Below are 24,708 nucleotides of genomic sequence, written 5' to 3'. Positions count from 1 at the left end.
GAAGACGATCGGGCTGTTCGCGCTGGTCGGCACGCCCTACACGCTGAAATTCTTGTGGGCCCCGCTGGTGGATGCGCTGCATGTGCCGCTGTTCACCCGCGCCTTCGGACGGCGGCGCGGCTGGCTGGTGTTTTCGCAGCTGCTGCTGATCGTCGCGATCCTGCTGCTGGCGATGACCGACCCGGCCAGCTCGCCGTTCTACGTCGCGCTGGGCGCGCTGCTGGTGGCGACGACGTCGTCGACGCAGGACATCGTGGTCGACGCCTTCCGCGTCGAGAGCCTGCCGGAGAGCGAGCAGGCCGCCGGTATGGCGGCTTACGTTGCGGCCTACCGCATCGGAATGCTGGTCTCGACCGCGGGCGCGCTGTTCATCGTCTCGGGCTTCGAAGGCACCGGCATACCCCGCACCTCGGCGTGGATGTGGGGCTATGTGGTGATGGCCGCGATGGTGCTGATCGGCACGATCACCGCGCTGGCCGCGACCGAGCCGGCGCAATCCGCACAGGCGGAAGCTGCGACACAAACCGAGACCGCATTTGCGCGTGTGTTGAGCGCGGCGATCGGCGCGTTCTCCGAATTCCTGTCGCGCAAGGACGCACTCGCCGCGCTCGCCTTCGTGGTGCTGTTCAAGTTCACCGATGCCTTCTCGGGCACGATGACGGCGCCGTTTGTGATCGACCTCGGCTTCACCCGCAACGACTATGCGGCGATCGTGAAGGGCGTCGGCCTCGCCGCCACCCTGATCGGCGGGTTTGCCGGTGGTTTCGTCGCGCGGCGCTATCCGCTGGCAATGTCGCTCTGGATCGGTGGCGTGGTGCAGGCGCTGGCCAATTTGTCCTTTGCCTGGCTCGCAGTGGTCGGCACCAATCAATGGGCGCTGGCGCTCGCGATCTGCGCCGAGAACTTCACCAGCGCCATCGGCACGGTGATCTTCGTGGCCTACCTATCGGCGCTCTGCCAGAACCCGCTGCACACGGCGACGCAATATGCGCTGCTCACCGCGCTCGCGGCGGTGGGGCGGACCTATCTGTCGTCGAGTGCGGGCTACGTCGCGGACACGACCGGCTGGCCGCTGTTCTTCGTGATCTGCGTGCTGGTGGCGATCCCGAGCCTGGTGCTGCTGGCGTACTTGCAGAAGCGCGGGCACTTCGAGGCGCTGGGGCCGGTCAGGGTGTGATGGTCTCGCAGTTTGAAGGTCTCGTAGGGTGGGCAAAGGCGCGACGCGCCGTGCCCACCATCGCGCCATGAATTAGAAACAGGTGGTGGGCACGCTTCGCTTTGCCCACCCTACGGCATCTCGCCTCGCCGCCCCTACTGCTTCTTGATCAGGCTCCACTTCGTGATCACGGCTTCGCTCATCTGGCCGGGATCGCTGGCGCAGGCGACTTCGTCGACCTTGACCGAGATTTCCTTGCCGGCGAACGTCTTCAGCTGCGCCGCTTGTGCATCGCCGCTCGGAACGAGCTGGAACGTCTCGGGCCCGGTCTCGAGATTGCACAGCCCGTTCGGCGGCGGCAGGCGGCGCGGCTCGGACGTGATCTGGTAGGTCGCAACCCGCTTGCCGGCATTCTTGACGTCGCGCACCTTCAAGGCGTTCAACTCGCCGGACAACACCTCGCCGGCGTTGATTGGCTTGCCGGGCTTGGACGGCGGCGGCGCCCCGTCGTCCTGCTGCGCGGAGATGGCCGGGCTCGCCAGCAGCATCATCGTCGCGACCAAAGCCAAGCGTGTGGCGAAAAGTTTCGTCATGTCGTCCGTTCCGTAAAGTCTGGATGGCTAGAACAGGGTACGCTGCCGCATCGCGGCCGATAGCGTACCTTCATCGAGATAATCAAGCTCGCCACCGACAGGCACACCATGGGCCAGCCGGGTTACTTTTACGTTGGCGTCCTGGAGCAGGTCGGTGATGTAGTGCGCCGTGGTCTGGCCGTCCACCGTCGCATTCAGCGCCAGGATGATTTCGTGCACCCGAGAATCATGCGCGCGCGCGACCAGCGCGTCGATGGTCAGATCCTGCGGGCCGACGCCGTCGAGCGGCGACAATGTCGCGCCCAGCACATGATAGCGACCCTGGGTCGCATTGGCGCGCTCCAGCGCCCAGAGATCGGCGACGTCGGCGACGACAACGATGATGGCGTCATCGCGCTTGGGATCGGTGCAGACGGTGCAGGGATTTTGCGTATCGATGTTGCCGCAGGTCTTGCAGACCTGGACCTTGTCGAGCGCGACCTGCATGGCCGAGGCCAGCGGCATCATCAGCGCTTCGCGCTTCTTGATCAGATGCAGCGCCGCGCGCCGCGCCGAGCGCGGACCGAGGCCCGGCAGCCGCGCGAGAAGCTGCACCAGCCGCTCGATTTCGGGACCTGCAACCGCGCCCATCTTACTGGCCGAACAACCCCGGCGGCAGGCCGAGACCGCCGGTCAGCGACTGCATCTTCTCCTGCATCGCGGTCTCCGCCTTGCGGCGGGCATCGCTGAGCGCGGTGACGAGCAGGTCTTCGAGCACTTCGCGCTCTTCCGGCTTCATCAGCGAGGGGTCGATCTTGATGCCCTTGACGTCCATCTTCGCGGTCATGCGCACCGCGACGAGGCCGCCGCCGGAGATGCCCTCGACTTCCACGTTGGCCAGTTGCTCCTGCATCTCCTGCATCTTGGATTGCAGCTGCGCCGCCTGCTTCATCATGCCGAGAAAATCAGCCATCGGTGCTCGTCCTTGGAAAAAGATGGGCTCAGAGATCGTCGCCGTCGGAACCGTCGGGCGGATCGTCACTGCCATAGTCAGCGTTTATATTGGCTTCCGGCGTCTCGGGGGCAAGCCTGCGGACCTCGACAACCTTCGCGCCGGGGAAACGCGACAGCACCTCCCGCACGCGCGGATCGGCCTCCGCGGTACGGGCATGCTCCTGCTTCGCCGCATGGTTCACCGAGCGCAGCGTCGGCTGGCCCTGCTCATTGGAGACGATCACCGTCCAGCGGCGGCCGGTCCACAGCTCGAATTTCTTGGCAAGCTCGGAGATCATGGTCTTGGAGGCGTTCGGCTCGAGCGCGACCTCCAGCCGGCCCTCCTCGAAACGGACAAGGCGCATGTCGCCTTCGAGCGCGCTCTTGGTCATGATGTCGCGCTTCTGCCCGGCCAGCGCGACGAGCTGGGTAAAGCTCGTGATGCGCAACGCCGGCGCGGCACCTTGCGGATCCGGCGCAGGTGCGGCCATCTGCGGCCGCGCTCCACCACCGCCAAATGAAGGCGACGACGTTGGCATGCGAACAGGCGCTGCGGAGGCCGTCGGCGCGGCCGGTACGCTGCGTGCAGCACCGCCGCCGCTCGCGGCCGGCGAGCCGCCGCCGTTCTGCTCCAGCATCCTGATCGCTTCGTCCGGCGTCGGCAGGTCGGCGACATAGGCGATGCGCACCAGCACCATCTCGGCGGCCGCAGCCGGGCGCGTCGCGGCTTGCACCTCGGCGATGCCCTTGAGGAGCATCTGCCACATCCGCGACAGCACGCGCATCGAGATCTTTGAGGCGAAATCCTTCGCACGCACGCGCTCGGTCTCGCCATAGGCGACGTTGTCGGCAATCGCCGGAATGACCTTCACGCGGGTAACAAAATTGACGAATTCGGCGAGGTCCGAGAGCACGACGATGGGATCGGCGCCGACGTCGTACTGGTCGCGGAACTCCTTGAAGGCGGCGGCGATGTCGCCGCGCGCCAACGAATCGAAGAGGTCAATGACGCGGGTGCGATCGGCGAGCCCCAGCATCTGCCTGACCGCGTCAGCCTTCACGGTGCCTGCCGCATGGGCAATGGCTTGATCGAGCAGCGACAGTGAATCACGCACCGAGCCTTCCGCGGCGCGCGCGATGATGCCGAGCGCCTCGGGCTCGATCTCGACGCTTTCCTTCGCCGCGATATTGGCGAGATGCTTCATCAGCACGTCGGCCTCGACGCGGCGCAGGTCGAAACGCTGGCAGCGCGACAGCACGGTGACGGGAACCTTGCGGATCTCGGTCGTGGCGAACACGAACTTGGCGTGCTCCGGCGGTTCCTCAAGCGTCTTCAGGAAGGCGTTGAACGCCGCCGTCGACAGCATGTGGACTTCGTCGATGATGTAGACCTTGTAGCGCGCGCTGGCCGGCGCGTAGCGCACGCTGTCATTGATCTGGCGGACGTCGTCAACGCCTGTGTGCGAGGCCGCGTCCATCTCCAGCACGTCCATGTGCCGGCTTTCCATGATCGCCTGGCAATGCACGCCCAGGGTCGGCATGTGGATGGTCGGGCCCTTCACCGAACCATCAGGCATCTCGTAGTTGAGTGCACGGGCCAGGATGCGCGCGGTAGTGGTCTTGCCGACACCGCGGACGCCGGTGAGGATCCAGGCCTGCGGAATCCGCCCGGTCTCGAACGCATTGGAGACGGTGCGGACCACCGCTTCCTGGCCGATCAGATCGTCGAAACTGGAAGGACGGTATTTGCGCGCCAGCACCCGGTAGGGCGCGTTGCCGGCCCGGCCGGCGCTGTCGGGGTTCGGAGGGGCGCCAGCGTCGGTCATCGGTCGATCCGCAATGAAATGTCTCTTGGCCGGCTTTTGCGGAAAGGAGCGCGCTGGCGGCTGGTGCCGCCGGCGCTGGTTCGCTCGAAAAACAGGTAGGAGACTGACGAGCGACCCGATCCGGACCTCGTTAGGGCTGCTTCCTTCCGGACCTGACCCGGTTGGCGAGTGGCTCGTCCACCGCCAATCTCCCGATCCCTATTTGGAGCCAAAAGGGGCGGAAAGCAAGCGGCTATCGCCCTTGATTGACGGTGCCTGCCCAGCATCCGGGCAATTCCCGATCTGCCCAGCCGATAGGCTGTGCTTTCACTGAAAGTGCGACCTTGGTATGAACCTGCCGGAACCTGTCCCAACCAGAAAAGCGATTGATCCCAATGGTTACACGTCGTGATGTTGCATCGATTGTCGGACTTGGCGCGATGACAGCGGCCGCGCTGGCTTCGCCGGCCGTGGCCCAGACCGCCGATCCGAACGAATCGACCTTCGCCCGCATCCGCCGCACCAAGAAGATGCGGATCGGCGCGGTCGGCGGCGGCGCGCCCTATTACATGAAGGATCTCTCCAGCGGTCAGTGGAAGGGCTTCTACATCGACATCGCCAAGGGGCTCGCCGACGACATGGAGGCCGAACTCGAGATCACCGAGACCACCTGGGGCAATTCGGTGCTCGACCTGCAGGCCAACAAGATCGACATCTTCTTCGGCCTCAACCCGACCCCGAAGCGCGCGCTGGTGGTCGACTTCTCGGTGCCGGTCTTCAACAACGCCTTCGCCCTCCTCTGCAAGAAGGACTTCAAGCCGAAGAGCTGGGCCGAACTGAACTCGCCCGACATCAAGATCGCGGTCGACCAGGGCTCCTCGCACGATCAGGTCGTCAGCCGCCTGACGCCGAAGGCGCAGATCACGCGGCTCAAGACTGCCGACGACGCCACCGCCGCGCTGCAGACCGGCCGCGTCGACGCGCAGTGCCTGATCACCATGCTGTCGTTGACCGTCCTGAAGAAGAACCCCTCGCTCGGCCAGCTCGTGCTGCCGACACCGATCTTCGCAACGACCTCGAATGCCGGCTTCCGCCGCGAGACCGACAAGACCTGGCGCGATTACGTCAATACCTGGATCGACTTCAACAAGGGCCTCGGCTTCATCCGCAACGCGATCATCACCAACATGGAACTGGTGGGCGTGACCGAAGCGGACATTCCGCCGGGCGTTTCGCTGTAAGTTTCCACTTTCGTCATTCCGGGGCTCGCGAAGCGAGAACCCGGAATCTCGCGCTACAATCTCTGGATTCCGGGTTCGCGACTTTGTCGCGCCCCGGAATGACGGTGTGAAACAGCACCCACGACGAGTTGAACACACATGTATCAGTGGGACTTCGGCATCCTCTGGACCTATCGCTGGCTGTTTCTCAACGGGCTTGGCGTCACCGTCGGCTTCACCGTGGTCATCGTCGTGTGCGGGCTGCTGTTCGGCCTGTTCGGGGCGTTCGGCACCCTGTCGCGCTTTAGGGCGTTGCGTCTTCTCGCGCTCACCTTCATCGAAGCGTTCCGCTGCACGCCGATCCTGGTGCAGCTGATCTGGTTCTATTACGCGCTGCCGATCCTCGCCGGCGTCGAGATGACGCCGATCACGGCCTCGGCGCTGGCGCTCTCGCTCTATGGCGGCTCGTTCTATTCGGAGATCATCCGCGGCGGCATCATCTCGATCGACCGCGGCCAGTCCGAAGCCGGCGCCGCGCTGGGCATGACGCCGATCCAGACCATGCGCCGCATCGTGCTGCCGCAGGCGATCAAGCGCATGATCCCGGCGCTGATGAACCAGTCGATCATCCAGTTCAAGAACACCTCGCTGGTCTCGGTGCTGGCGGTGCCCGACCTCGTCTATCAGAGCCAAGTCGCCGCCCATGACAGCTACCGGCCGCTGGAGACCTACACCGCGGTCGCGGTCGCCTATGCGGCGATCCTGATCCCGCTCACCATCCTCGTCCGCCGCGGCGAGAAGCGACTGGCGGTCAGCGAATGAGCGAGACGCAAAAGATCGAGATCCGCAGCCTTCGCAAGAGCTTTGGCAGCAACGAGATTTTGAAGAACATCAATCTCGACGTCGCCAAGGGCGGCGTCGTGGCGTTGATCGGCCCGTCGGGCTCCGGCAAGTCGACTCTGCTCCGCTGCATCAATCTGCTGGTCGTGCCCGATGGCGGCAGCGTCCGCGTCGGTGACACGCGCTTTGCATTTGGTGAAGGTGCAAAACTGCCTGATGTGAAGACGCTGGCAAAATTCCGCGCTACCACCGGCATGGTGTTCCAGCATTTCAACTTGTTCCCGCACATGACGACGCTTGAGAACGTAATGGAGGGACCGGTCACGGTGCGGCGCATGGCCAAGGCGGACGCCGAGACGCTCGCGCGGGCGCAGCTCGCCAAGGTCGGCCTTGCCGAGAAGGCCGACCAATACCCGGCGACGCTGTCCGGCGGACAGAAGCAACGCGTCGCTATCGCCCGCGCGCTCGCGATGGAGCCCGATGTGATGCTGTTCGACGAGGCGACCTCCGCGCTCGATCCTGAACTGGTCGGCGAGGTGCTGAGCGTGATCCAGCAACTGGCCTCCGAAGGCATGACCATGGTGATCGTGACGCATGAGATCGCCTTTGCCCGCGAGGTCGCCGACCGTCTCATCTTCATGCGCGACGGCGTCGTGGTCGAAGAAGGCCCGGCGCGGCTGGTGATCGACAATCCGCAGGAAGCGGCGACACGCGCCTTCCTCAGCCATTTCCACCGCACCGGCGCGCTGCCGCCGGCCACAACGGCATCGTGATGTCCGATATCAATCGCGTCTATCTCGTCACCGGTGCCGCCAGCGGCATCGGCCGTGCCACCGCAAAACTGCTCGCGGCGCCCGGCGTCGGGCTCGTTCTGCACACGCGCTCGAACGCAGAGGGTCTTCAAGCCACCGCAGCGGCCATTGAAGCGAAGGGCGCCGTGGCAGCAAGTTGCCTTGGCGATCTCGCCGAGGAGAGCGCCGCCACCGACGCCATCGCCGCCGCGAAAGCCGCCTTCGGCCGGCTCGACGGATTGATCCTGGTCGGCGGCCATGCCCGCCGCGGCAGCGCGATCGGCACGCCGGCGGATCAGTTCCGGCAGGCGATGGACGAGTCGGCGCTGGCCTTCACACGTCTGGTTGATGCCGCACTCCCACTGCTCCGCGCGGGGCGAGATGCACGGATCGTCGCCGTGTCCTCCTTCGTTGCGCACGCCATCCGGCCCGAATTCGCACCGTTCGCGGCAACGGCGGCGAGCCGTTCCGCGCTGGAAGCCTTGATGAGGCTGACCGCGATCGAGCTCGCGAGCGACGGCATCACCGTCAACGCGGTCGCGCCGGGCCTCATCGTCAAGGACAAGCCGAGCGAGAGCCGGCTGTCGCCCGAGCAGATCGCCGCGACCGAAGCGCTGATCCCGATGCGCCGCCGCGGGCGGCCGGAAGAGGTCGCCGAGGTCATCGCCTTCCTGGCATCCCCAAAAGCATCCTACGTCACCGGCCAGGTCTGGCACGTCAATGGAGGCCTGACATGACCGAAGCAACCGTCGAACGCCTCAGGCTGTTCCTGATCGAAAGCCCGATCAAGATGGCCCGCCTGCAGGGCGTCGGCAACGTCAAGGGCACGGTGAAGCGCGTGCTGATCGAGCTCACGTCCAGCGATGGCGTGATCGGCTGGGGCGAGGCGGCGCCGTGGGAAGTGTTCACGGGAACGCCGGAAGCCGCGTTCGCCGCGCTCGACATTTACTTAAGGCCCATCGTGCTCGGCAAGCCGGTGCGCCGGATCCGCGCGCTGATGGCCGAGCTCGACCGCGCGCTGGTCGGCCATGCCGAGGCCAAAGTCGCCATCGAGATGGCCCTGCTCGACATCGTCGGCAAATCATCGGGGCTCTCGGTCGCCGACCTCCTCGGCGGCCGCGTGCGCGACACGATTCCCCTCTCCTTCTCCATCGCCGATCCGGATTTCGCCGCCGATCTCGAGCGCATGCGAAAGATGGTTCCGGACGGCAACGTCATCTACAAGGTCAAGACCGGCGTGAAGCCGCACCGCGAGGACCTCGACCATCTCGAAGCGATCCGAAAGGAATTCGGCGACAAGGTTGATCTGCGCGTCGACTACAACCAGGCGCTGGCGCCGTTCGGCGCAATCAAGATTTTGCGCGATGTCGAAGAGTTCGCGCCGACCTTCATCGAGCAGCCGGTACCGCGCAAATATCTCGACGTGATGGCGCAGCTCACCGCCGCGCTGGAAACGCCCGTGCTGGCCGACGAAAGCTGCTTCGACCGCCGCGACATGATGGAAGTGGTGCGCCGCGAGGCCGCCGATGCGGTCTCGATCAAGCTGATGAAGGCCGGCGGCCTGTTCGAGGCGCAGGCGATCATGGCCATCGCCGACATCGCCGGCCTGCCCGGCTACGGCGGCACGCTGTGGGAAGGCGGCATTGGCCTTGCCGCCGGCACGCAGCTGATCGCGGCCACATCAGGCATCTCGCTCGGCTGCGAATTCTACATGCCGCACCACGTGCTGACCGAGGACGTGCTGGAAGAGCGCGTCGCCAACCGCGCGGGTCACGTTGTCGTGCCCGAGGGCCCCGGCCTCGGCATTCGCGTCAGCGAAGCCTCGATCCGCGCCAATGCGCGGGTGCTGGCGGAGGCGTGAGGCAGCCGCCAACGCGACCAGAACTCGGTGTCGTCCCGGGCAAGCGTCAGCGCAGACCCGGGACCCATAACCACAGGATCGAGTTTGGCGAAGACTCGGAGTTACCGGCTCGCGCCACACTTCTTCCTGTGGTTATGGGTCCCGGATCGGCGCGCGCCTAGGGGCGCGCTTGTCCGGGACGACGACCGTGTATGCGGTGACAGCGGGGCCCAATCCTTCCCCTATCGGAATCGGTATCGTATGGTCGTGCCCAACACGCCCGTCCCCATCGGGCCATCCGGAAACGCATATGCCCGAACCCGCCTGGTCGCTGCACTCCCGCCTGAAAGAGGACACCATCGACATCGGCGATCTGCCGCTGTCGAAGGTGCTGGTCATCAAGGACGCGCATTATCCCTGGCTGCTGCTGGTGCCGCGGCGGGCCGATGCAGTCGAGATCATCGATCTCGACGAGGTGCAGCAGGCGCAGCTGATGACGGAGATCTCCCGCGTCTCGCGCGCGCTGAAGGAGATCACCAGATGCGACAAGCTCAATGTCGCGGCGCTCGGCAACCTCGTGCCGCAGCTTCACGTCCACATCATCGCGCGCCGCACCAGTGACGCGGCCTGGCCGCGGCCGGTCTGGGGCGTGATGCCGCCATTGGCGCATGACGCCGCAGAGGTTCAGAATTTCATCAGCGCGCTTCGCCGCAAGATCTGGTTGGGTTGAAAGAACGATAATGTCAGCATTCAACGCATTTCCGCTGGGACAGCCGGCTTTCGTCACCAACATCCTCGATCGCGCCGCGCATCTGCGCCGCGACGACCAAAAGCTGTTCGCGATGGAGCAGAAGCCGGCCTCGCGCGCCTATGTCGTTTACCGCGACTCGCTCCTGGTCAAGCGCGAGGGCGACAAGATTCGCGCGCTGCTCTCGATCGACGAGGCGCTGAAGTGCGGCGCCAATCCCGGCACGATCTTCCTAGGGCTGCGCGACGGCGCCGCGATGTTCGGCATGGGCCTGTCGCAGGCCGCCGCCGAGAAGCTGGTCGGGCGCGAGGACTACACCGTCACCGAGCTGCGCGGCATGGCGATGCAGGGCGCGATTCCCCCCGACGAGCTGTCGGCGATCGCGATGGCGAAGTCGATGGTCGGCTGGCACCAGCGCCACGGCTATTGCGCCAATTGCGGCACGCGCAGCGCGATGAAGGAAGGCGGCTGGAAGCGCGAGTGCCCGGCTTGCAAGGCCGAGCATTTTCCGCGGACCGACCCTGTCGTGATCATGCACGTCGCCTCCGGCGACAAGTGCCTGCTCGGCCGCCAGAAGCAGTTTCCGGCAGGGATGTATTCCTGCCTTGCCGGCTTCGTCGAAGCCGCCGAGACCATCGAGGACGCGGTGCGCCGCGAGATCCTGGAAGAATCCGGGATCCGCTGCACCGACGTGCAATATTACATGACCCAGCCCTGGCCCTATCCGTCGTCGCTGATGATCGGCTGCAGCGCGCGGGCCGTGAGCGAGGACATCGTCGTGGATCACTCAGAGCTGGAGGATGCGCGCTGGTTCACGCGCGAGGAGGCCGCCCTGATGCTGGCGCGAACGCATCCGGACGGACTCGCCGGCCCGCATCCCTTCGCCATCGCCCATCATTTGCTCGGCCGCTGGGTGCACGACAAGAGCTGACCGCCGATGGCCGCATCCGGGATCGCGCCGCGAATCCTCTGCATCGGCATTCCCGTGCGCGACCTCACCTTTCGGGTCGAGGCCGTGCCGGTGCGCGGCAGCAAGGCCAACGCCAGCCATCTCGCCGAGATCTGCGGCGGCAACGCGCTCAATGCCGCGATCGCGATTGCGCGGCTTGGTGGTCACGTCTTTTTCGCTGGCCCCATGGGCGATGCGCGGGAGACATCGAGCGGCTTCATCCTCGACCAAATGGCGCAGGAGGGCATCGACACCACGCACATCGTGCGCATGCCTGATGTGACCACGCCGGTTTCCGCGATCATGATCGAGCCCTCGGGCGAACGGACGCTCACGATCTATCGCGATCCCGGCCTGTGGAGCGTGAAGCTGCCCGATGCCGACGAATTGCTGGCCGACTGCCGCGCCATCCTCGTTGAAAGCCGTTGTGCCTCATTCTGCATTGATCTCTGCGCCGAGGCCCGGCGACGCGGCATTCCCGTCATCGTCGGGGTCGATCGCGCGATGTCGCTGCAGGACGGCCTGCTGACCGCCGGCTCGCATCTGCTGTTCGCCAGCGAGCAGGTGCAGGAGACCGCCGGTATCGCCGACGACGGCAAGGCGTTGCGACGCCTGGCCAAGCTGACGCCCGCCTTCCTTGCCGCAACCCGCGGTCCGCTCGGTAGCATCTGGCTGAACGAGGCAGGCGAGCTGGAGGAGACCGCGGCCTTCCCGGTCCAGGCGGTCGATACGCTCGGCGCCGGCGACGTCTTTCATGGCGCCTTCGCGCTCGGCCTCGCTGAGGGCGGCGACGTGCGGCAGGCGCTGCGATTCGCCGCGGCCGCGGCAGCACTGAAATGCACTCGCCACGGCGGTGGCATGGCTGCACCCCAACGCATTGAAGTTGAAGAGTTTTTGCGAGGAAGGCTCTAGAGCAATTCCATGGCTACGCCGAGATTATGGGCTTGCTGGGGAAAGATTTTCTCTATATCAGGGAAATCAGCCCCTTAAATGGAACAAAGTTCTTCAAATGACCGATGTTGCCGTCCAGATCCCCGAGACCAGCCGCCGCCTCGATGCCATCGACCGCAAGATTCTGATGGTGCTGCAGGACGATGCCTCCCTGTCCGTCGCCGAGATTGGCGACCGCGTCGGACTGTCCTCGACCCCCTGCTGGAAGCGCATCCAGCGCCTGGAGGCTGACGGCGTCATCCTGAAGCGGGTGGCCCTGGTCGACCAGAACAAGATCGGGCTCGGCATCTCCGTGTTCGTCTCGGTGGAAAGCTCCGATCATTCCGACGCCTGGCTCAAGAAATTCGCCGAAGCCGTAAGCGCCATGCCCGAGGTGATGGAGTTCTATCGCATGGCCGGCGACGTCGACTACATGCTGCGCGTCGTGGTCGCGGACATGCAGGCCTATGACGTATTCTACAAGAAGCTGATCAGCGCCGTGCCGCTGAAGAACGTCACCTCGCGCTTCGCGATGGAGAAGATCAAATCGGTCACCGCGCTGCCGATCCCGGCAGTGGTGGCGGCGTAGCTACTACCACACGAAAACTGTCATCGCCCGGTTTAACCGGGCGATCCAGTATTCCAGAGACCGCGATTGGATACGGAGAAGCTGCGGCGTACTGGATTCCCCGCTTTCGCGGGGAATGACAGCGGAGAGAGAGGCATGGATCGTGCCTCACTCAAGTAACCTCAAATCTTCTGATTGTACTCGCCGACTTCGGGATGCGTGCGCAGCACGCTGTTCACCATCTCGAACATGTCGTGCATGCGCTGCTCGGAGACCGGGCTCTCGACCACGACGACGAGCTCGGGCTTGTTCGAGGAGGCGCGCACCAGGCCCCAGCTCCCGTCCTCGACCGTGACGCGCACGCCATTGACGGTGACGAGATCGCGGATCGACTGTCCCCCGATCTTGGCACCCTTGGCCTGCAAGCCCTCAAAATGCTTCACCACCTGGTCGATGACGCCGTATTTGGTCTCGTCGGCGCAATGCGGCGACATGGTCGGCGACGACCATGTCTTCGGCAGCGCGTTCTTCAGGTCCGCCATCGACTTGCCGGGCGCGCGGTCGAGCATGTCGCAGATCGCGAGCGCCGACACCAGGCCGTCGTCATAGCCACGTCCATAGGGCTTGTTGAAGAAGAAGTGGCCGGACTTCTCGAAGCCCGCCAGCGCGCCGGTCTCGTTGGTGCGGCGCTTCATGTAGGAATGGCCGGTCTTCCAATAGGCGACCTTCGCGCCCTGCTTCTGCAGCACCGGATCGGTGACGAAAAGGCCAGTCGATTTCACGTCGACGATGAACTGCGCGTCCTTGTGGATCGCCGACATGTCGCGCGCCAGCATCACGCCGACCTTGTCGGCAAAGATCTCCTCGCCGGTATTGTCGACGACGCCGCAGCGATCGCCGTCGCCGTCGAAGCCGAGGCCGACATCGGCTTTGTGATGCAGCACCGCATCGCGAATCGCGTGCAGCATCTCCATGTCTTCGGGGTTCGGATTGTATTTCGGGAAGGTGTGATCGAGCTCGGTGTCGAGCGGGATCACCTCGCAGCCGATCGCCTCCAGCACCTGCGGCGCGAAGGCGCCGGCGGTGCCGTTGCCGCAGGCCGCGACCACCTTGAGCTTGCGCGTCAGCTTCGGACGAGAGGTGAGATCGGCGATGTAGCGCGCCGGGTAGTTCTCGTGGAACTGGTAGGAGCCGCCGGCCTTGTTCTTGAACTCCGCGTTCAGAACGATCTCCTTCAGCCGCGTCATCTCGTCGGGACCGAAAGTCAGCGGACGGTTGGCGCCCATCTTCACGCCGGTCCAGCCATTGTCGTTGTGCGAGGCGGTCACCATCGCGCAGCAGGGCACGTCGAGATCGAACTGCGCGAAATAGGCCATCGGCGTCACGGCAAGGCCGATGTCATGCACCTTGCATCCCGCCGCCATCAGGCCGGAGATCAGTGCGTATTTGATCGAGGCCGAATAGCCACGGAAATCGTGCCCGGTGACGATCTCCTGCTTCACGCCGAGCTCGGCGATCAGCGCGCCCAGCCCCATGCCGAGCGCCTGCACACCCATCAGGTTGATTTCCTTCTGGAACAACCAGCGCGCGTCGTATTCGCGAAAGCCTGTGGGCTTCACCATCGGCTCGGATTCGAAGGCGTAGGTGTTGGGCATCAATACGGATTTCGGCTTGGGGAACATTGAGACGGTCTCGTGAAAAAGGGCAGGAATTGATGCAGCCTTAGCGAATGCCAGGCCGCAGCGGAAGGCGGGAATGAAGGCTTATGGCCGATAATTGCGGCAGTTTGGTAACGAAGAAACGTTACCGCGAGGGCGGTCGACGCAAATAGCTATCTTGAAATGGACGGCGCTTGATCGCGAAAGGCTCCGCCTATTGCTCCAGCACCATCTGGCCGTTGGAATATTCGAAGCGCTTCAGGCGGGAGAGGAAGGAGAGGCCGAGCAGGTTCTCCGACAGCGCCTCGTCGGGCAGCACCATGGCATCGACGTCGCGCACGACCAGGCCGCCGACCTCGAGCATGGCGATGCGGGTGCGCGCGGCCTTGATGGTGCCGTTGGCGGTGGAGACGGTGGCGTTGTAATCGCTGCGCGAGGGACGCAGGCCAAAGCGGGCGGCCGAGGTCTCATTCAGCGCAACCACGGAGGCGCCGGTGTCGAGCATGAAGCCGATGCGCTGGCCGTCGATCCTGCCTTCTGCCTGGAAATAACCGCGGCCGTCGCGGGGAATGGCGAGGCTGCGGCCCCCGGCAGGCGCGGTTGCCGCGTCGGCGACCGTGGTGCGCGGCACTGAACTTGCGGAGGCGGAGCTCATCTTGTCCGCCATCTGCGCCATGAAGGTGCCAAGGCCGATCATGACGGCTGCGACGATCATAATGTTACGCATCACACCACTTCCGAGCCGGAAAGCTCGATTTCACCACGCGACACGCCAGGCCGCGAGCATTGCTGCGGCCAGAGCAATGCTATTTTGACGAAAAGGATGAGCGAACGGTTAATGGGGATTCACGTCCCGCGCGGCTTGGCGCGTCGGGTCGGCACTGCGCTGGCCGGATCGTCCGGCCAGGGATGACGGGGATAGCGGCCGCGCAGGTCGGAACGGACCGCGGCGTAGCTGCCGCGCCAGAAACCGGGAAGATCGCGCGTCACCTGCACCGGGCGCTGCGCCGGCGACAGCAACTCCAGCACCAGCGGCACCTTGCCGGCGGCGATCGAGGGATGGCTGTTGAGGCCGAACAATTCCTGCAGCCGCACCGCGATGGTCGGCCCCTGCTCGGCCTCGTAGTCGATCGCGAGCATGCTTCCGGTCGGCGCCTCGAAATGCGTCGGCGCCTCGCGCTCGAGCCGCGCGCGCATCTCCCACGGCAGCAGCGCCATCAGCGCGTCGGAGAGATCACCGGGCGAAATGTCCTTGAGCGCGATCTTGTCGTAGAGCGCCGGCACCAGCCAGTCGTCGCGGCGCGCGATCAATCCCTCGTCGGACAGGTCGGGCCAGCTGTCGCCCTCGGCCTTGCGCAGGAACATCACCCGGTCGCGCCATTGCTTTGCAGCCTTCGACCAGGGCAGCCGATCGAGGCCGGCGGCGATCAATCCTTCCGCGAAGATGCGCGCGGTGTCCTCCGAGGGCGACACGGCCAGTGTCGCTTCGGACAGCGTGATCGCATGCAGCGCGCGCTTGCGCCGCGCGCGCAATGCCATCGCGCCGCGGTCGAACGAAATCTCGTCGGCGCTCTCGATATGCTCGGCGAAATGCCGCTCAATCTCGTCCTGGGTGATTTGCGCAGCGAGCAGGATGCGCCCGCTCGCCGCCGTCCCGGTCATCTCGCCGATCGCGATGTAGGGCGCGCGGGCGAGCGAGGATGTCTGCTCGACGGCGGCGCCGCGGCCGTTGGCAAGCACGAAACTGCCATTGCCGCGATTGCGCGCGACGCGGTCCGGGAACGCATAAGCGAGCATCAAACCGGTCGAGAGATCATCCTGCGGTCCCGCCTTCTCCGAAGCCGCCACTTGCGAGGCCCAGCGCCGCGCCAGGTCGCGCGCGCTGGCGGCGCGCGGCGAACGATCGCGGCGAAACTGATCGCGCCGGTGCTCGAGATCGACGCTGTCGCCGCCAAGCCCGCGCTCGGTGATGATGGCCGCGATCTCGGCGGCGGCTTCCCCCTCGCCTGCGCGATGCGAATCCACGATCATGCGCGCGAGCCGCGGCGGCAGCGCCAGTGCACGCAGGCTTTTTCCCTCTGCGGTGATGCGGCCATCGCCATCGAGTGCGTTGAGCTCGGAGAGGAGGCTTTTTGCCTCTTTCCACGCGGGCGCCGGCGGCGGATCGAGGAACGACAGCGCGGCGGGATCGCTCACGCCCCATTGCGCGAGATCGAGCACCAGCGAAGATAGGTCGGCGCTCAAAATTTCCGGCTGGGTGTAGGGCGCGAGCGAGGCCGTCTGCGGCTCGTCCCAGAGCCGGTAGCAGACACCTGGCTCGGTACGGCCGGCGCGACCGCGGCGCTGGTCTACCGCCGCACGCGCAGCGCGCACGGTCTCGAGCCGGGTCAGCCCGATGTCGGGCTCGTAGCGCGGCACGCGGGCAAGACCGGAATCGACCACGATGCGTACGCCTTCGATCGTCAGCGAGGTCTCCGCGATCGATGTCGCCAGCACCACCTTGCGCATGCCTTTGGGAGCAGGCGAAATGGCGCGATCCTGCACGGTGGCGTCGAGCGCACCGAACAGCGGCACGATTTCGATGCTGGCGTCCTGCACGCGTTCGCTGAGAAAGTTCTGGGTCCGACGGATTTCGGCGGCGCCCGGCAGGAATGCCAGCACGGAGCCGCTGTCGGCGCGCAGCGCCGATGCGATCGCATCCGCCATCTGCCGCTCCACCGGCGCATCCGCCTTGCGGCCGAGATAGCGCGTCTCGACGGGAAAGGCGCGGCCCTCGCTCTCGACGACGGGTGCATCGCCAAGCAGCTTTGCAACGCGCGCGCCATCGAGCGTTGCCGACATCACGAGGATGCGCAGGTCTTCGCGCAGGCCGGTTTGGGCGTCACGGGCGAGCGCCAGGCCCATGTCGGCATCGAGCGAGCGCTCGTGGAATTCGTCGAACAGGATGGCGGCAACGCCTGGCAGCTCAGGATCGTCGAGGATCTGGCGGGTGAAGATGCCTTCGGTCACCACCTCGATGCGCGTGGTGCGCGAGATCTTCGAGCCGAACCGGACGCGGTAGCCGACGGTCTCGCCGGCGCGCTCGCCCAGCGATTTGGCCATGCGGTCGGCGCTGGCCCGCGCCGCGATGCGCCGCGGCTCCAGCACGATGATCTTCTTATCCCTAGCCCAGGGCGCATCGAGCAGCGCCAGCGGCACGCGCGTAGTCTTGCCGGCCCCGGGCGGCGCCACCAGCACGGCCGCATTGTTGGCCTCCAGCGTGCGCGACAAATCGTCGAGCACGGCATCGATCGGAAGGGGTGTGTCGAAACTGCGGGGCAAGATCTCGCATCCGTCATCGCCCGCCTTGCGCGCCGGGCGGGTGATCCAGTCAACTCAGATCCCGATCATCACGAAGATCGGGATGACTGGATACCTCGCCTTCGCGGGGTATGACAATCGTGTGTGGCGATCAGCCCTGCACAGGCGGGCGGCCGATGCTGTCATAGGTGAAGCCGGCGGCTTCCATGTCCTCGGGGCGGTAGATGTTGCGCAGGTCGACGACCACGGGCTGCGCCATGACGCTCTTCAGCCGGTCGAGATCGAGCGCACGGAACTGCACCCATTCGGTGACGATGACGAGCGCGTCGGCACCTTGCGCGCAGGAATAGGCGTCCTCGCAATAGGTGATGTCAGGCAGTTCGCTCTTGGCCTGCTCCATGCCGACCGGGTCGAACGCCTTGACCGTCGCGCCCATGTCGATCAGGCCTGTCACCAGCGGGATCGACGGCGCATCGCGCATGTCGTCGGTGTCGGGCTTGAAGGTGAGGCCGAGCACCGCAATGGTCTTGCCGCGCAGCGAGCCGCCGAGCGCCTGACTGACCTTGCGCGCCATCGCGCGCTTGCGATTTTCGTTCACGGCCAGCACGGATTCGACGATGCGCAAGGAGACGTCGTAATCCTGCGCGATCTTGATCAGCGCCTTGGTGTCCTTCGGGAAGCACGAGCCGCCGAACCCGGGACCGGCATGCAGGAATTTGGTGCCGATGCGGTTATCCAGGCCAATGCCGCGCGCAACCTCCTGGACGTTGGCGCCGGCTTTTTCGGAGAGATCGGCGATCTCGTTGATGAAAGTGATCTTGGTCGCGAGGAATGCGTTCGCGGCGTATTTGATCATTTCGGCGGTGCGACGCTCCGTGAACATCAGCGGCGCCTGGTTCAGCGACAGCGGGCGGTAGATGTCGCCCATCACCTTGCGGCCGCGCTCGTCGGAGGTGCCGACCACGACGCGATCGGGAAATTTGAAGTCGCGGATCGCTGCGCCCTCGCGCAGGAACTCGGGGTTCGAGGCGACCACGACGTCGGCGTTGGGATTTGTCTCGCGGATGATGCGCTCAACCTCGTCGCCGGTGCCCACCGGCACGGTCGACTTCGTCACCACGACGGTGAAACCGGTGAGCGACCGCGCGATCTCTTTCGCTGCGGCGTAGACATAGGAGAGGTCGGCGTGGCCGTCGCCGCGCCGCGACGGCGTGCCGACCGCGATGAACACGGCATCGGCATCGGCGACCGGCTTGGACAAATCGGTGGTGAAATCGAGCCGCTTGGCCTTGACGTTGGTCGCGACCAGCTCGTCGAGGCCGGGCTCGTAGATCGGGATCTCGCCGCGATGGAGCGCCGCGATCTTCTTCTCGTCCTTGTCGACGCAGGTGACGTCGTGACCGAAATCAGCAAAGCAGGCTCCGGACACCAGTCCCACATAACCCGTGCCGATCATCGCGATGCGCATGAAAATCCCTGTTTTAGATTGGTTAACGAAACCCCGACACGGGGCGGTTTAGCATTTTCCCGAGGGGAGGGAACAGTCCGCAGGCAAAAAAGCGGCATAGGAATTGAACCGGTAAAGAAGTCGGAAACCGTGCAGGCCCCACACTGCCCCGCACCCGAACAGGACGGGGCGGAACGCGCCTCGAAAAGAGACACCATGGCACCATCTGGCACAATTGCAGGGAGCGGAGGCAGCCAATCCCCTTCTGCCGCGCGTGTCGACTGGATCGACTACGCCAAGGGCATTTGCATCATCATGGTCGTGATGATGCATTCGGTGCTGGGGGTCGAGCTCGCCGCCGGCCAGACCGGTTTCATGCATGTCGCCGTGGCCTTCGCAAAGCCGTTCCGGATGCCGGATTTCTTCCTGATCTCGGGCCTGTTCCTGCCGCTGGTGATCGACCGGGACTGGCGAACCTATCTCGACCGCAAGGTGGTGCATTTCGCCTATTTCTATGTCGTCTGGGTGACAATCCAGTTCGGCTTCAAGGCGCCGGCTTTCGCGGCGGAGACGAGCTGGCACCACGTTGGCTTCTTGTATCTCGAATCCTTCGTCGAGCCGTTCGGCACGCTGTGGTTCATCTATCTGCTGCCGGTCTTCTTCATCGTCACAAAACTGACACGCAAATTCCCGCCGCTCGCGATCTGGCTGGTCGCCGCTGCCCTGGAGACAGCCCGGATCTCGACCGGCTGGACCGCGATCGACGAGTTCTGCTCACGCTTCGTCTATTTCTATTCGGGCTATCTGTTCGCGCCTTACGTGTTCGCGCTGTCGGATCGCGCGCGGAAGCATCCCGTCCTTGCGCTCGTAGCGCTCGCGACCTGGGTGCTGGTCAATGCCGGCCTCGTCGCATCGGGGGCCAGCGAATGGAAGATCGTCTCGCTCGTGCTCGGCTTTGCCGGTGCCTGCGCCATCATCATGATGGGCACGCTGCTCGCGCGCGCGCAGGGGCTGAACTTTTTCCGCTTCTGCGGCGAGCATTCGATCGTGATCTATCTCGCCTTCTTCCTGCCGATGGCGGCGACGCGGACGCTGCTGCTGCGCACCGGCATCATTCCCGATATCGGCGCGGTGTCGCTGATCGTCACCGTCGCCGGCGTGCTCGGAGCGCTCGCGATCTGGCGGGGCGCCTTGCTGTTCAATGCCCGCTTCCTGTTCGAGCGGCCGGACGCGTTCTGGATCGCGCCAAAGAAGGCCGGCGTGCGATTGCAGGCGGCGGAGTAGTCACGCTCGCGCTGTCGTCGCCCGGCTTGACCGGGCGACCCAGTATTCCACAGACAGTCGTTGTCGACGATAGGCCGCGGCGTACTGGATTCCCCGCTTCTGCGGGGAATGACAGCGGGGGATAGCGGCGCCAGCAAGCCAAAAATCACCCTCCCAAGGCTGTCAAAGCCCGCAAAAATTCATACATTGCGGCCATGCCAAAGACCTCCCCGAAGACCTCCGCCAAAGCCGATACCCCCACTGCCGCGCCAGCTGCTGCCAAACCGGTTGCGGCCAAACCGGTTGCAGCAAAGCCGGCCGGCAAGGGCGACCACATCTTCCTGGTCGACGGTTCCGGCTACATCTTCCGCGCCTATCACGCGCTGCCGCCGCTGAACCGCAAGTCCGACGGCCTGCAGGTCAACGCCGTGCTCGGTTTCTGCAACATGCTGTGGAAGCTGCTCCGCGACATGCCGGAAGACAACCGGCCGACGCACCTCGCGATCATCTTCGACAAGTCGGAGGTCACGTTCCGCAACAAGATCTACCCGGAGTACAAGGCCCACCGGGCGCCGGCGCCTGACGATCTCATCCCGCAATTTGCGCTGATCCGCGAGGCGGTCCGCGCCTTCGACCTGCCCTGCCTGGAACAAGTGGGCTTCGAGGCCGACGACCTGATCGCAACCTATGTGCGGCAGGCCTGCGAGCGCGGCGCCAGCGCGACCATCGTGTCCTCCGACAAGGATTTGATGCAGCTCGTCACCGATTGCGTCACCATGTTCGACACCATGAAGGATCGCCGCATCGGCATCCCAGAGGTGATCGAGAAATTCGGCGTGCCGCCGAACAAGGTCGTCGAGGTACAGGCTCTGGCCGGCGATTCCACCGACAACGTGCCCGGCGTGCCCGGCATCGGCATCAAGACCGCGGCGCAGCTGATCACCGAATATGGCGACCTCGACCAGCTGCTATTTCGGGCCACCGAGATCAAGCAGCCCAAGCGGCGCGAGGCGCTGATCGAGAATGCCGAGAAGGCGCGAATCTCGCGCAAGCTGGTGCTGCTCGATGACAAGGTCGACCTTGAGGTGCCGCTGGACGACCTCGCGGTCCACGAGCCCGACGCACGCAAGCTGATCGCCTTCCTGAAAGCCATGGAATTCACGACGCTGACGCGGCGCGTCGCCGAATATTCGCAAATCGATCCCGCCAATGTCGATGCCGACCCTGGCTATGCCAGCGGCGCCAGCGTGTTCACGACGCTGCCGCCCTCGGATGTCGTGCCTGCGCCGGGCGGCGATACGTCGGCGCAAGCCCGGGCGAAAGAGCCCAACAAGTCAGCGGGCAAGGACGACAAGGCTGCGAGCCCGAAGGGCGCGCCGATCTCGCTGGCCGCCGCGCGCGAAGAGGCGCTGCGCAAGCTTCCAGTCGATCGCGCCAGATATCAAACGATCAAGTCGCTCAAGGAGCTCGACGCCTTCATCGCGCGCATCCACGATACCGGTCATGTCGCGGTCGAGATCCGCGGAAACTCGATCGATCCGATGCAGGCCGATTTCTGCGGCATCGCGCTGGCGCTGGCGCCGAACGAGGCCTGCTATGTGCCGCTGGCGCACAAGCAAGCCGGCGGCGGGGCCGGCCTGTTCGACGCCGGCCTTGCACCCGATCAGGTCAAGCATGCCGATGCGATCGAGGCGCTGCGGCCGGTGCTGGAATCAGCGGGCATTCTCAAGATCGGCTTCGACCTCAAATTCACCGCCGTGATGCTGGCACAGCATGGCATCACCTTGCGCAACACCGACGATGCGCAATTGATCTCCTACGTGCTCGATGCCGGCCGCGGCTCGCATGCGATCGAATCGCTGTCCGAGCGCTGGTTCGGACACGCCATGCTGAAGGAGAGCGAGCTGCTCGGCAGCGGCAAGGGCAAGATCACCTTCGACCAGGTGCCGATCGACAAGGCCGCGGCGCTCTCGGCCGAAGGCGCCGACGTCGCCTTGCGCGTCTGGCGCGTGCTGAAGCCGCGCCTCGTCGCCGAGCACATGACCGCGGTCTACGAGACGCTGGAGCGGCCGCTGGTCGCTGTGCTTGCGCGCATGGAGCGGCGCGGCATCTCGATCGACCGCCAGGTGCTGTCGCGGCTGTCCGGCGACTTTGCCCAGACCGCGGCCCGCGTCGAGGCCGAGATCCAGGAGATCGCGGGCGAGCCGGTCAATGTCGGCAGCCCCAAGCAGATCGGCGACATCCTGTTCGGCAAGATGGGACTGTCAGGCGGCACCAAGACCAAGACCGGCGCCTGGTCGACCACCGCGCAGGTGCTCGACGAGCTCGCCGAGCAGGGCCACGACTTCCCGAAGAAGATTCTGGAGTGGCGCCAGGTCTCCAAGCTGAAATCGACTTACACCGACGCGCTGCCGACCTACGTCAATCCGCAGACCCATCGCGTGCACACGACCTACGCGCTGGCCGCGACCACGACGGGCCGGTTGTCGTCGAACGAGCCGAATTTGCAGAACATCCCGGTGCGCACCGAAGACGGCAGAAAAATCCGCCGCGCCTTCATCGCAACACCCGGGCACAAGCTCGTCTCCGCCGATTATTCGCAGATCGAGCTGCGGCTGCTGGCGGAGATCGCCGACATTCCCGTGCTGAAGCAGGCGTTCCGCGACGGGCTCGACATTCACGCCATGACGGCATCGGAAATGTTCGGTGTGCCGATCAAGGGCATGCCGAGCGAGATCCGCCGCCGCGCCAAGGCGATCAATTTCGGCATCATCTACGGCATCTCCGCGTTCGGCCTCGCCAACCAGCTCGGCATCGCCCGCGAGGAGGCCTCGGCCTACATCAAGAAATATTTCGAGCGCTTCCCCGGCATCCGCGCCTACATGGACGAGACGCGCGATTTCTGCCGGCAGAACGGCTATGTCACCACGCTGTTCGGCCGCAAATGCCACTACCCCGACATCAAGGCCTCCAACGCCTCGGTGCGTGCCTTCAACGAGCGCGCCGCGATCAACGCGCGGCTGCAGGGCACCGCTGCCGACATCATTCGCCGCGCCATGACGCGGGTGGAGGATGCCCTCGCCGAGAAGAAGCTGTCGGCGCAGATGCTGCTGCAGGTGCACGACGAATTGATCTTCGAGGTGCCCGACGCCGAGGTCGAGGCGACGCTGCCGGTCGTGCAGCACGTGATGCAGGACGCACCGTTCCCGGCCGTGCTGCTGTCGGTGCCGTTGCACGTCGATGCGCGCGCGGCGAACAATTGGGACGAGGCGCATTGAGGCGGCTCTTTACCTCTCCCGCTTGCACTCGCTGACGCCACACAGCCGGTGTCGTCCCCGCGAAAGCGGGGACCCATTAGCCACTGGATCGGGTTTGGCGAAGATTGCCCATGACCATCGCGCGTCAAACTTCTCCCTGGGGGTATGGGTCTCCGCGTTCGCGGGGACGACGTTGGAGTGACATGCGAGAACCTGAATTGTCCTCCGAGCAATTGCGCGATGGCTTGAGAATGCCTCGCATATTAGAACCGTGCCATCTCCCGCACCGGTTCACCCATGCCCCACACCTCCGCTTTGCTCGGCTTCGCCCTCGTCTGCCTTGGCCTCGTGCTCACGCCGGGGCCGAACATGATCTACCTGATCTCGCGCTCGATCACGCAGGGCCCGGCGGCAGGCATCGTTTCACTCGGCGGCGTCGCGCTCGGCTTCGTGTTCTACATGCTGTGCGCGGCGTTCGGCATCACCGCGCTGCTGCTCGCCATTCCCTTCGCCTATGACGCGCTGCGCTTTGCCGGCGCGGGCTATCTGCTCTGGCTCGCCTGGCAGGCGGTGAAGCCGGGCGGACGCTCGCCGTTCCAGGTCAAGCAGCTCGCGATCGACAGTCCGCGCAAATTGTTCGCGATGGGTTTTGTCACCAACCTGCTCAACCCGAAGATCGCGATGCTTTATCTCGCGCTGCTGCCGCAGTTCATCGATCCCACCGCCGGCAGCGTGCTGACGCAGTCGGTCGTGCTGGGGGCAATCCAGATCGCGATCAGCGTCAGCGTCAACGCGATGATCGCGCTCGCGGCGGGATCGATCGCGCAATTCCTGGCGAACCGGCCGAGCTGGATGCTGGTGCAGCGCTGGCTGATGGGCACGGTGCTGGCCGGGCTCGCGGTACGGATGGCGGTGGAAGCGAAGAAGGTGTGAGGCACTTTCTTCCTTCTCCCCTTGTGGGAGAAGGTGGCGCGAAGCGCCGGATGAGGGGTTCTCTCCGCTCGCAAGACTGTTCGTGAGGATGGAGACCCCTCACCCGTCTCGCCGCTTCGCATCGATCCACCCTCTCCCACAGGGGGCCTGTTGCGTAATCCGCCAGTTGTGATTCCCTAGGGCAAAGCCTTGGAGGTATCGATGGCAGTGAAGCGGACAGGACAGCCGAGCTTTGTGGAAGCGCTGATGCCGAAGGGCGCCGGCGCCAATGCGGCGCTGGATCGGTTGGCTGGCCTGGTCAAGTGGTACCCGTTCGAGAAGCTGATCGGCCATTTGCGGGATGAAGGGAGCCCCGGTCGTCCAGGCTATCCGGTGCTTGTGCTGTTTCGCGCGGTGCTGCTGCAGTCGCTCTACGGTCTTTCGGAGCGCGAACTGGAG

Annotated in this window: 22 protein-coding genes and 1 other RNA gene; 14 read left to right on the top strand and 9 right to left on the bottom strand. The window is 65.1% G+C overall.

The annotated features are described in order from the left end of the window. Window positions 1-1,177 (top strand): AmpG family muropeptide MFS transporter (locus CV770_RS34320; RefSeq protein WP_104465500.1); only part of this gene is annotated, 1,177 nt, incomplete at its 5' end. A 134-nt stretch (window positions 1,178-1,311) separates the two neighbouring features. Here CV770_RS34320 and CV770_RS34315 read toward each other — a convergent pair. From CV770_RS34315 to ffs, 5 genes are all read right to left on the bottom strand, one after another. Continuing rightward, window positions 1,312-1,749 (bottom strand): hypothetical protein, encoded by a 438-nt coding sequence (locus CV770_RS34315; RefSeq protein ID WP_091955433.1) that lies wholly within the window; start codon window positions 1,747-1,749, stop codon window positions 1,312-1,314. Window positions 1,750-1,776: 27 nt separating this feature from the next. Beyond that, entirely contained in the window at window positions 1,777-2,379 is a 603-nt protein-coding gene (recR, locus tag CV770_RS34310) for a recombination mediator RecR (RefSeq protein WP_018320788.1), read from the bottom strand. A gap of 1 nt (window position 2,380) precedes the next feature. Further along, a complete protein-coding gene (locus CV770_RS34305; protein ID WP_091955430.1) occupies window positions 2,381-2,701 on the bottom strand; it encodes a YbaB/EbfC family nucleoid-associated protein in 321 nt (106 codons plus the stop codon). Between the two features lie 28 nt (window positions 2,702-2,729). Further along, the gene (locus tag CV770_RS34300; RefSeq protein WP_104465499.1) at window positions 2,730-4,547 is read right to left on the bottom strand and encodes a DNA polymerase III subunit gamma/tau; all 1,818 of its coding nucleotides are present in this window, start codon (window positions 4,545-4,547) and stop codon (window positions 2,730-2,732) included. Window positions 4,548-4,642: 95 nt separating this feature from the next. After that, an RNA gene (gene ffs, locus CV770_RS34295) (signal recognition particle sRNA small type) lies at window positions 4,643-4,739 on the bottom strand. A gap of 182 nt (window positions 4,740-4,921) precedes the next feature. Between ffs and CV770_RS34290 the strand changes: the two genes are divergently transcribed. From CV770_RS34290 to CV770_RS34250, 9 genes are all read left to right on the top strand, one after another. Next, window positions 4,922-5,767, top strand: coding sequence for a transporter substrate-binding domain-containing protein (locus CV770_RS34290; protein WP_104465498.1), 846 nt, complete (start codon window positions 4,922-4,924; stop codon window positions 5,765-5,767). A gap of 138 nt (window positions 5,768-5,905) precedes the next feature. Beyond that, the gene (locus tag CV770_RS34285; protein WP_091955423.1) at window positions 5,906-6,568 is read left to right on the top strand and encodes an amino acid ABC transporter permease; all 663 of its coding nucleotides are present in this window, start codon (window positions 5,906-5,908) and stop codon (window positions 6,566-6,568) included. After that, window positions 6,565-7,359 (top strand): amino acid ABC transporter ATP-binding protein, encoded by a 795-nt coding sequence (locus tag CV770_RS34280; RefSeq protein WP_104465497.1) that lies wholly within the window; start codon window positions 6,565-6,567, stop codon window positions 7,357-7,359. The genes CV770_RS34285 and CV770_RS34280 overlap by 4 nt, the downstream gene beginning before the upstream one ends. Beyond that, a complete protein-coding gene (locus CV770_RS34275; protein ID WP_104465496.1) occupies window positions 7,359-8,114 on the top strand; it encodes an SDR family NAD(P)-dependent oxidoreductase in 756 nt (251 codons plus the stop codon). Before CV770_RS34280 ends, CV770_RS34275 begins: the two co-directional genes overlap by 1 nt. After that, complete coding sequence (locus CV770_RS34270; protein WP_104465495.1) at window positions 8,111-9,238, top strand: muconate cycloisomerase family protein; 1,128 nt, start codon at window positions 8,111-8,113, stop codon at window positions 9,236-9,238. The genes CV770_RS34275 and CV770_RS34270 overlap by 4 nt, the downstream gene beginning before the upstream one ends. A gap of 289 nt (window positions 9,239-9,527) precedes the next feature. Continuing rightward, window positions 9,528-9,947: an HIT domain-containing protein gene (locus tag CV770_RS34265; protein ID WP_028140850.1), complete on the top strand. Its 420-nt coding sequence runs from the start codon at window positions 9,528-9,530 to the stop codon at window positions 9,945-9,947. A gap of 10 nt (window positions 9,948-9,957) precedes the next feature. Further along, window positions 9,958-10,896 (top strand): NAD(+) diphosphatase, encoded by a 939-nt coding sequence (gene nudC, locus CV770_RS34260; RefSeq protein ID WP_104465494.1) that lies wholly within the window; start codon window positions 9,958-9,960, stop codon window positions 10,894-10,896. Window positions 10,897-10,902: 6 nt separating this feature from the next. After that, entirely contained in the window at window positions 10,903-11,826 is a 924-nt protein-coding gene (locus CV770_RS34255) for a sugar kinase (RefSeq protein WP_104465493.1), read from the top strand. A 97-nt stretch (window positions 11,827-11,923) separates the two neighbouring features. Beyond that, window positions 11,924-12,433, top strand: coding sequence for an Lrp/AsnC family transcriptional regulator (locus tag CV770_RS34250; protein WP_104465492.1), 510 nt, complete (start codon window positions 11,924-11,926; stop codon window positions 12,431-12,433). A 161-nt stretch (window positions 12,434-12,594) separates the two neighbouring features. On the opposite strand, the gene CV770_RS34245 is transcribed toward CV770_RS34250, so the two are convergent. The 4 genes from CV770_RS34245 to CV770_RS34230 form a co-directional block, all read right to left on the bottom strand. After that, the gene (locus CV770_RS34245; protein WP_104465491.1) at window positions 12,595-14,094 is read right to left on the bottom strand and encodes a phosphomannomutase/phosphoglucomutase; all 1,500 of its coding nucleotides are present in this window, start codon (window positions 14,092-14,094) and stop codon (window positions 12,595-12,597) included. A gap of 190 nt (window positions 14,095-14,284) precedes the next feature. Further along, window positions 14,285-14,797, bottom strand: coding sequence for a TIGR02281 family clan AA aspartic protease (locus CV770_RS34240; protein ID WP_201760166.1), 513 nt, complete (start codon window positions 14,795-14,797; stop codon window positions 14,285-14,287). A 119-nt stretch (window positions 14,798-14,916) separates the two neighbouring features. Then, window positions 14,917-17,391: an ATP-dependent helicase HrpB gene (gene hrpB / locus CV770_RS34235; protein WP_201760165.1), complete on the bottom strand. Its 2,475-nt coding sequence runs from the start codon at window positions 17,389-17,391 to the stop codon at window positions 14,917-14,919. Between the two features lie 130 nt (window positions 17,392-17,521). Beyond that, window positions 17,522-18,838 (bottom strand): UDP-glucose dehydrogenase family protein, encoded by a 1,317-nt coding sequence (locus tag CV770_RS34230; protein WP_104465488.1) that lies wholly within the window; start codon window positions 18,836-18,838, stop codon window positions 17,522-17,524. A 195-nt stretch (window positions 18,839-19,033) separates the two neighbouring features. Between CV770_RS34230 and CV770_RS34225 the strand changes: the two genes are divergently transcribed. From CV770_RS34225 to CV770_RS34210, 4 genes are all read left to right on the top strand, one after another. Then, window positions 19,034-20,101 carry an acyltransferase family protein gene (locus CV770_RS34225; protein WP_104465487.1) on the top strand — a complete coding sequence of 356 codons (1,068 nt, stop codon included), beginning with the start codon at window positions 19,034-19,036 and terminating at the stop codon, window positions 20,099-20,101. 194 nt (window positions 20,102-20,295) lie between these two features. After that, window positions 20,296-23,358 carry a DNA polymerase I gene (gene polA / locus CV770_RS34220; protein ID WP_104465486.1) on the top strand — a complete coding sequence of 1,021 codons (3,063 nt, stop codon included), beginning with the start codon at window positions 20,296-20,298 and terminating at the stop codon, window positions 23,356-23,358. Between the two features lie 276 nt (window positions 23,359-23,634). Continuing rightward, window positions 23,635-24,270: a LysE family translocator gene (locus CV770_RS34215; RefSeq protein WP_104465485.1), complete on the top strand. Its 636-nt coding sequence runs from the start codon at window positions 23,635-23,637 to the stop codon at window positions 24,268-24,270. Between the two features lie 201 nt (window positions 24,271-24,471). Then, window positions 24,472-24,708 (top strand): transposase (locus CV770_RS34210; protein WP_146101410.1); only part of this gene is annotated, 237 nt, incomplete at its 3' end.

It is taken from the genome of Bradyrhizobium sp. AC87j1, from assembly GCF_002936975.1.
Taxonomy (GTDB): domain Bacteria; phylum Pseudomonadota; class Alphaproteobacteria; order Rhizobiales; family Xanthobacteraceae; genus Bradyrhizobium; species Bradyrhizobium shewense.
The sequence above is the reverse complement of the archived record's forward strand: the minus strand, read 5'-3'. Positions and strand labels throughout refer to the sequence as shown.

Excerpts from the sequence above, each read along its gene's own strand:
- CV770_RS34315 (WP_091955433.1), bottom strand. The coding sequence starts at position 1,749 with ATGACGAAACTTTTCGCCACACGCTTGGCTTTGGTCGCGACGATGATG.
- recR (WP_018320788.1), bottom strand. The coding sequence starts at position 2,379 with ATGGGCGCGGTTGCAGGTCCCGAAATCGAGCGGCTGGTGCAGCTTCTC.
- CV770_RS34305 (WP_091955430.1), bottom strand. The coding sequence starts at position 2,701 with ATGGCTGATTTTCTCGGCATGATGAAGCAGGCGGCGCAGCTGCAATCC.
- CV770_RS34300 (WP_104465499.1), bottom strand. The coding sequence starts at position 4,547 with ATGACCGACGCTGGCGCCCCTCCGAACCCCGACAGCGCCGGCCGGGCC.
- CV770_RS34290 (WP_104465498.1), top strand. The coding sequence starts at position 4,922 with ATGGTTACACGTCGTGATGTTGCATCGATTGTCGGACTTGGCGCGATG.
- CV770_RS34285 (WP_091955423.1), top strand. The coding sequence starts at position 5,906 with ATGTATCAGTGGGACTTCGGCATCCTCTGGACCTATCGCTGGCTGTTT.
- CV770_RS34280 (WP_104465497.1), top strand. The coding sequence starts at position 6,565 with ATGAGCGAGACGCAAAAGATCGAGATCCGCAGCCTTCGCAAGAGCTTT.
- CV770_RS34275 (WP_104465496.1), top strand. The coding sequence starts at position 7,359 with ATGTCCGATATCAATCGCGTCTATCTCGTCACCGGTGCCGCCAGCGGC.
- CV770_RS34270 (WP_104465495.1), top strand. The coding sequence starts at position 8,111 with ATGACCGAAGCAACCGTCGAACGCCTCAGGCTGTTCCTGATCGAAAGC.
- CV770_RS34265 (WP_028140850.1), top strand. The coding sequence starts at position 9,528 with ATGCCCGAACCCGCCTGGTCGCTGCACTCCCGCCTGAAAGAGGACACC.
- nudC (WP_104465494.1), top strand. The coding sequence starts at position 9,958 with ATGTCAGCATTCAACGCATTTCCGCTGGGACAGCCGGCTTTCGTCACC.
- CV770_RS34255 (WP_104465493.1), top strand. The coding sequence starts at position 10,903 with ATGGCCGCATCCGGGATCGCGCCGCGAATCCTCTGCATCGGCATTCCC.
- CV770_RS34250 (WP_104465492.1), top strand. The coding sequence starts at position 11,924 with ATGACCGATGTTGCCGTCCAGATCCCCGAGACCAGCCGCCGCCTCGAT.
- CV770_RS34245 (WP_104465491.1), bottom strand. The coding sequence starts at position 14,094 with ATGTTCCCCAAGCCGAAATCCGTATTGATGCCCAACACCTACGCCTTC.
- CV770_RS34240 (WP_201760166.1), bottom strand. The coding sequence starts at position 14,797 with ATGCGTAACATTATGATCGTCGCAGCCGTCATGATCGGCCTTGGCACC.
- CV770_RS34230 (WP_104465488.1), bottom strand. The coding sequence starts at position 18,838 with ATGCGCATCGCGATGATCGGCACGGGTTATGTGGGACTGGTGTCCGGA.
- CV770_RS34225 (WP_104465487.1), top strand. The coding sequence starts at position 19,034 with ATGGCACCATCTGGCACAATTGCAGGGAGCGGAGGCAGCCAATCCCCT.
- polA (WP_104465486.1), top strand. The coding sequence starts at position 20,296 with ATGCCAAAGACCTCCCCGAAGACCTCCGCCAAAGCCGATACCCCCACT.
- CV770_RS34215 (WP_104465485.1), top strand. The coding sequence starts at position 23,635 with ATGCCCCACACCTCCGCTTTGCTCGGCTTCGCCCTCGTCTGCCTTGGC.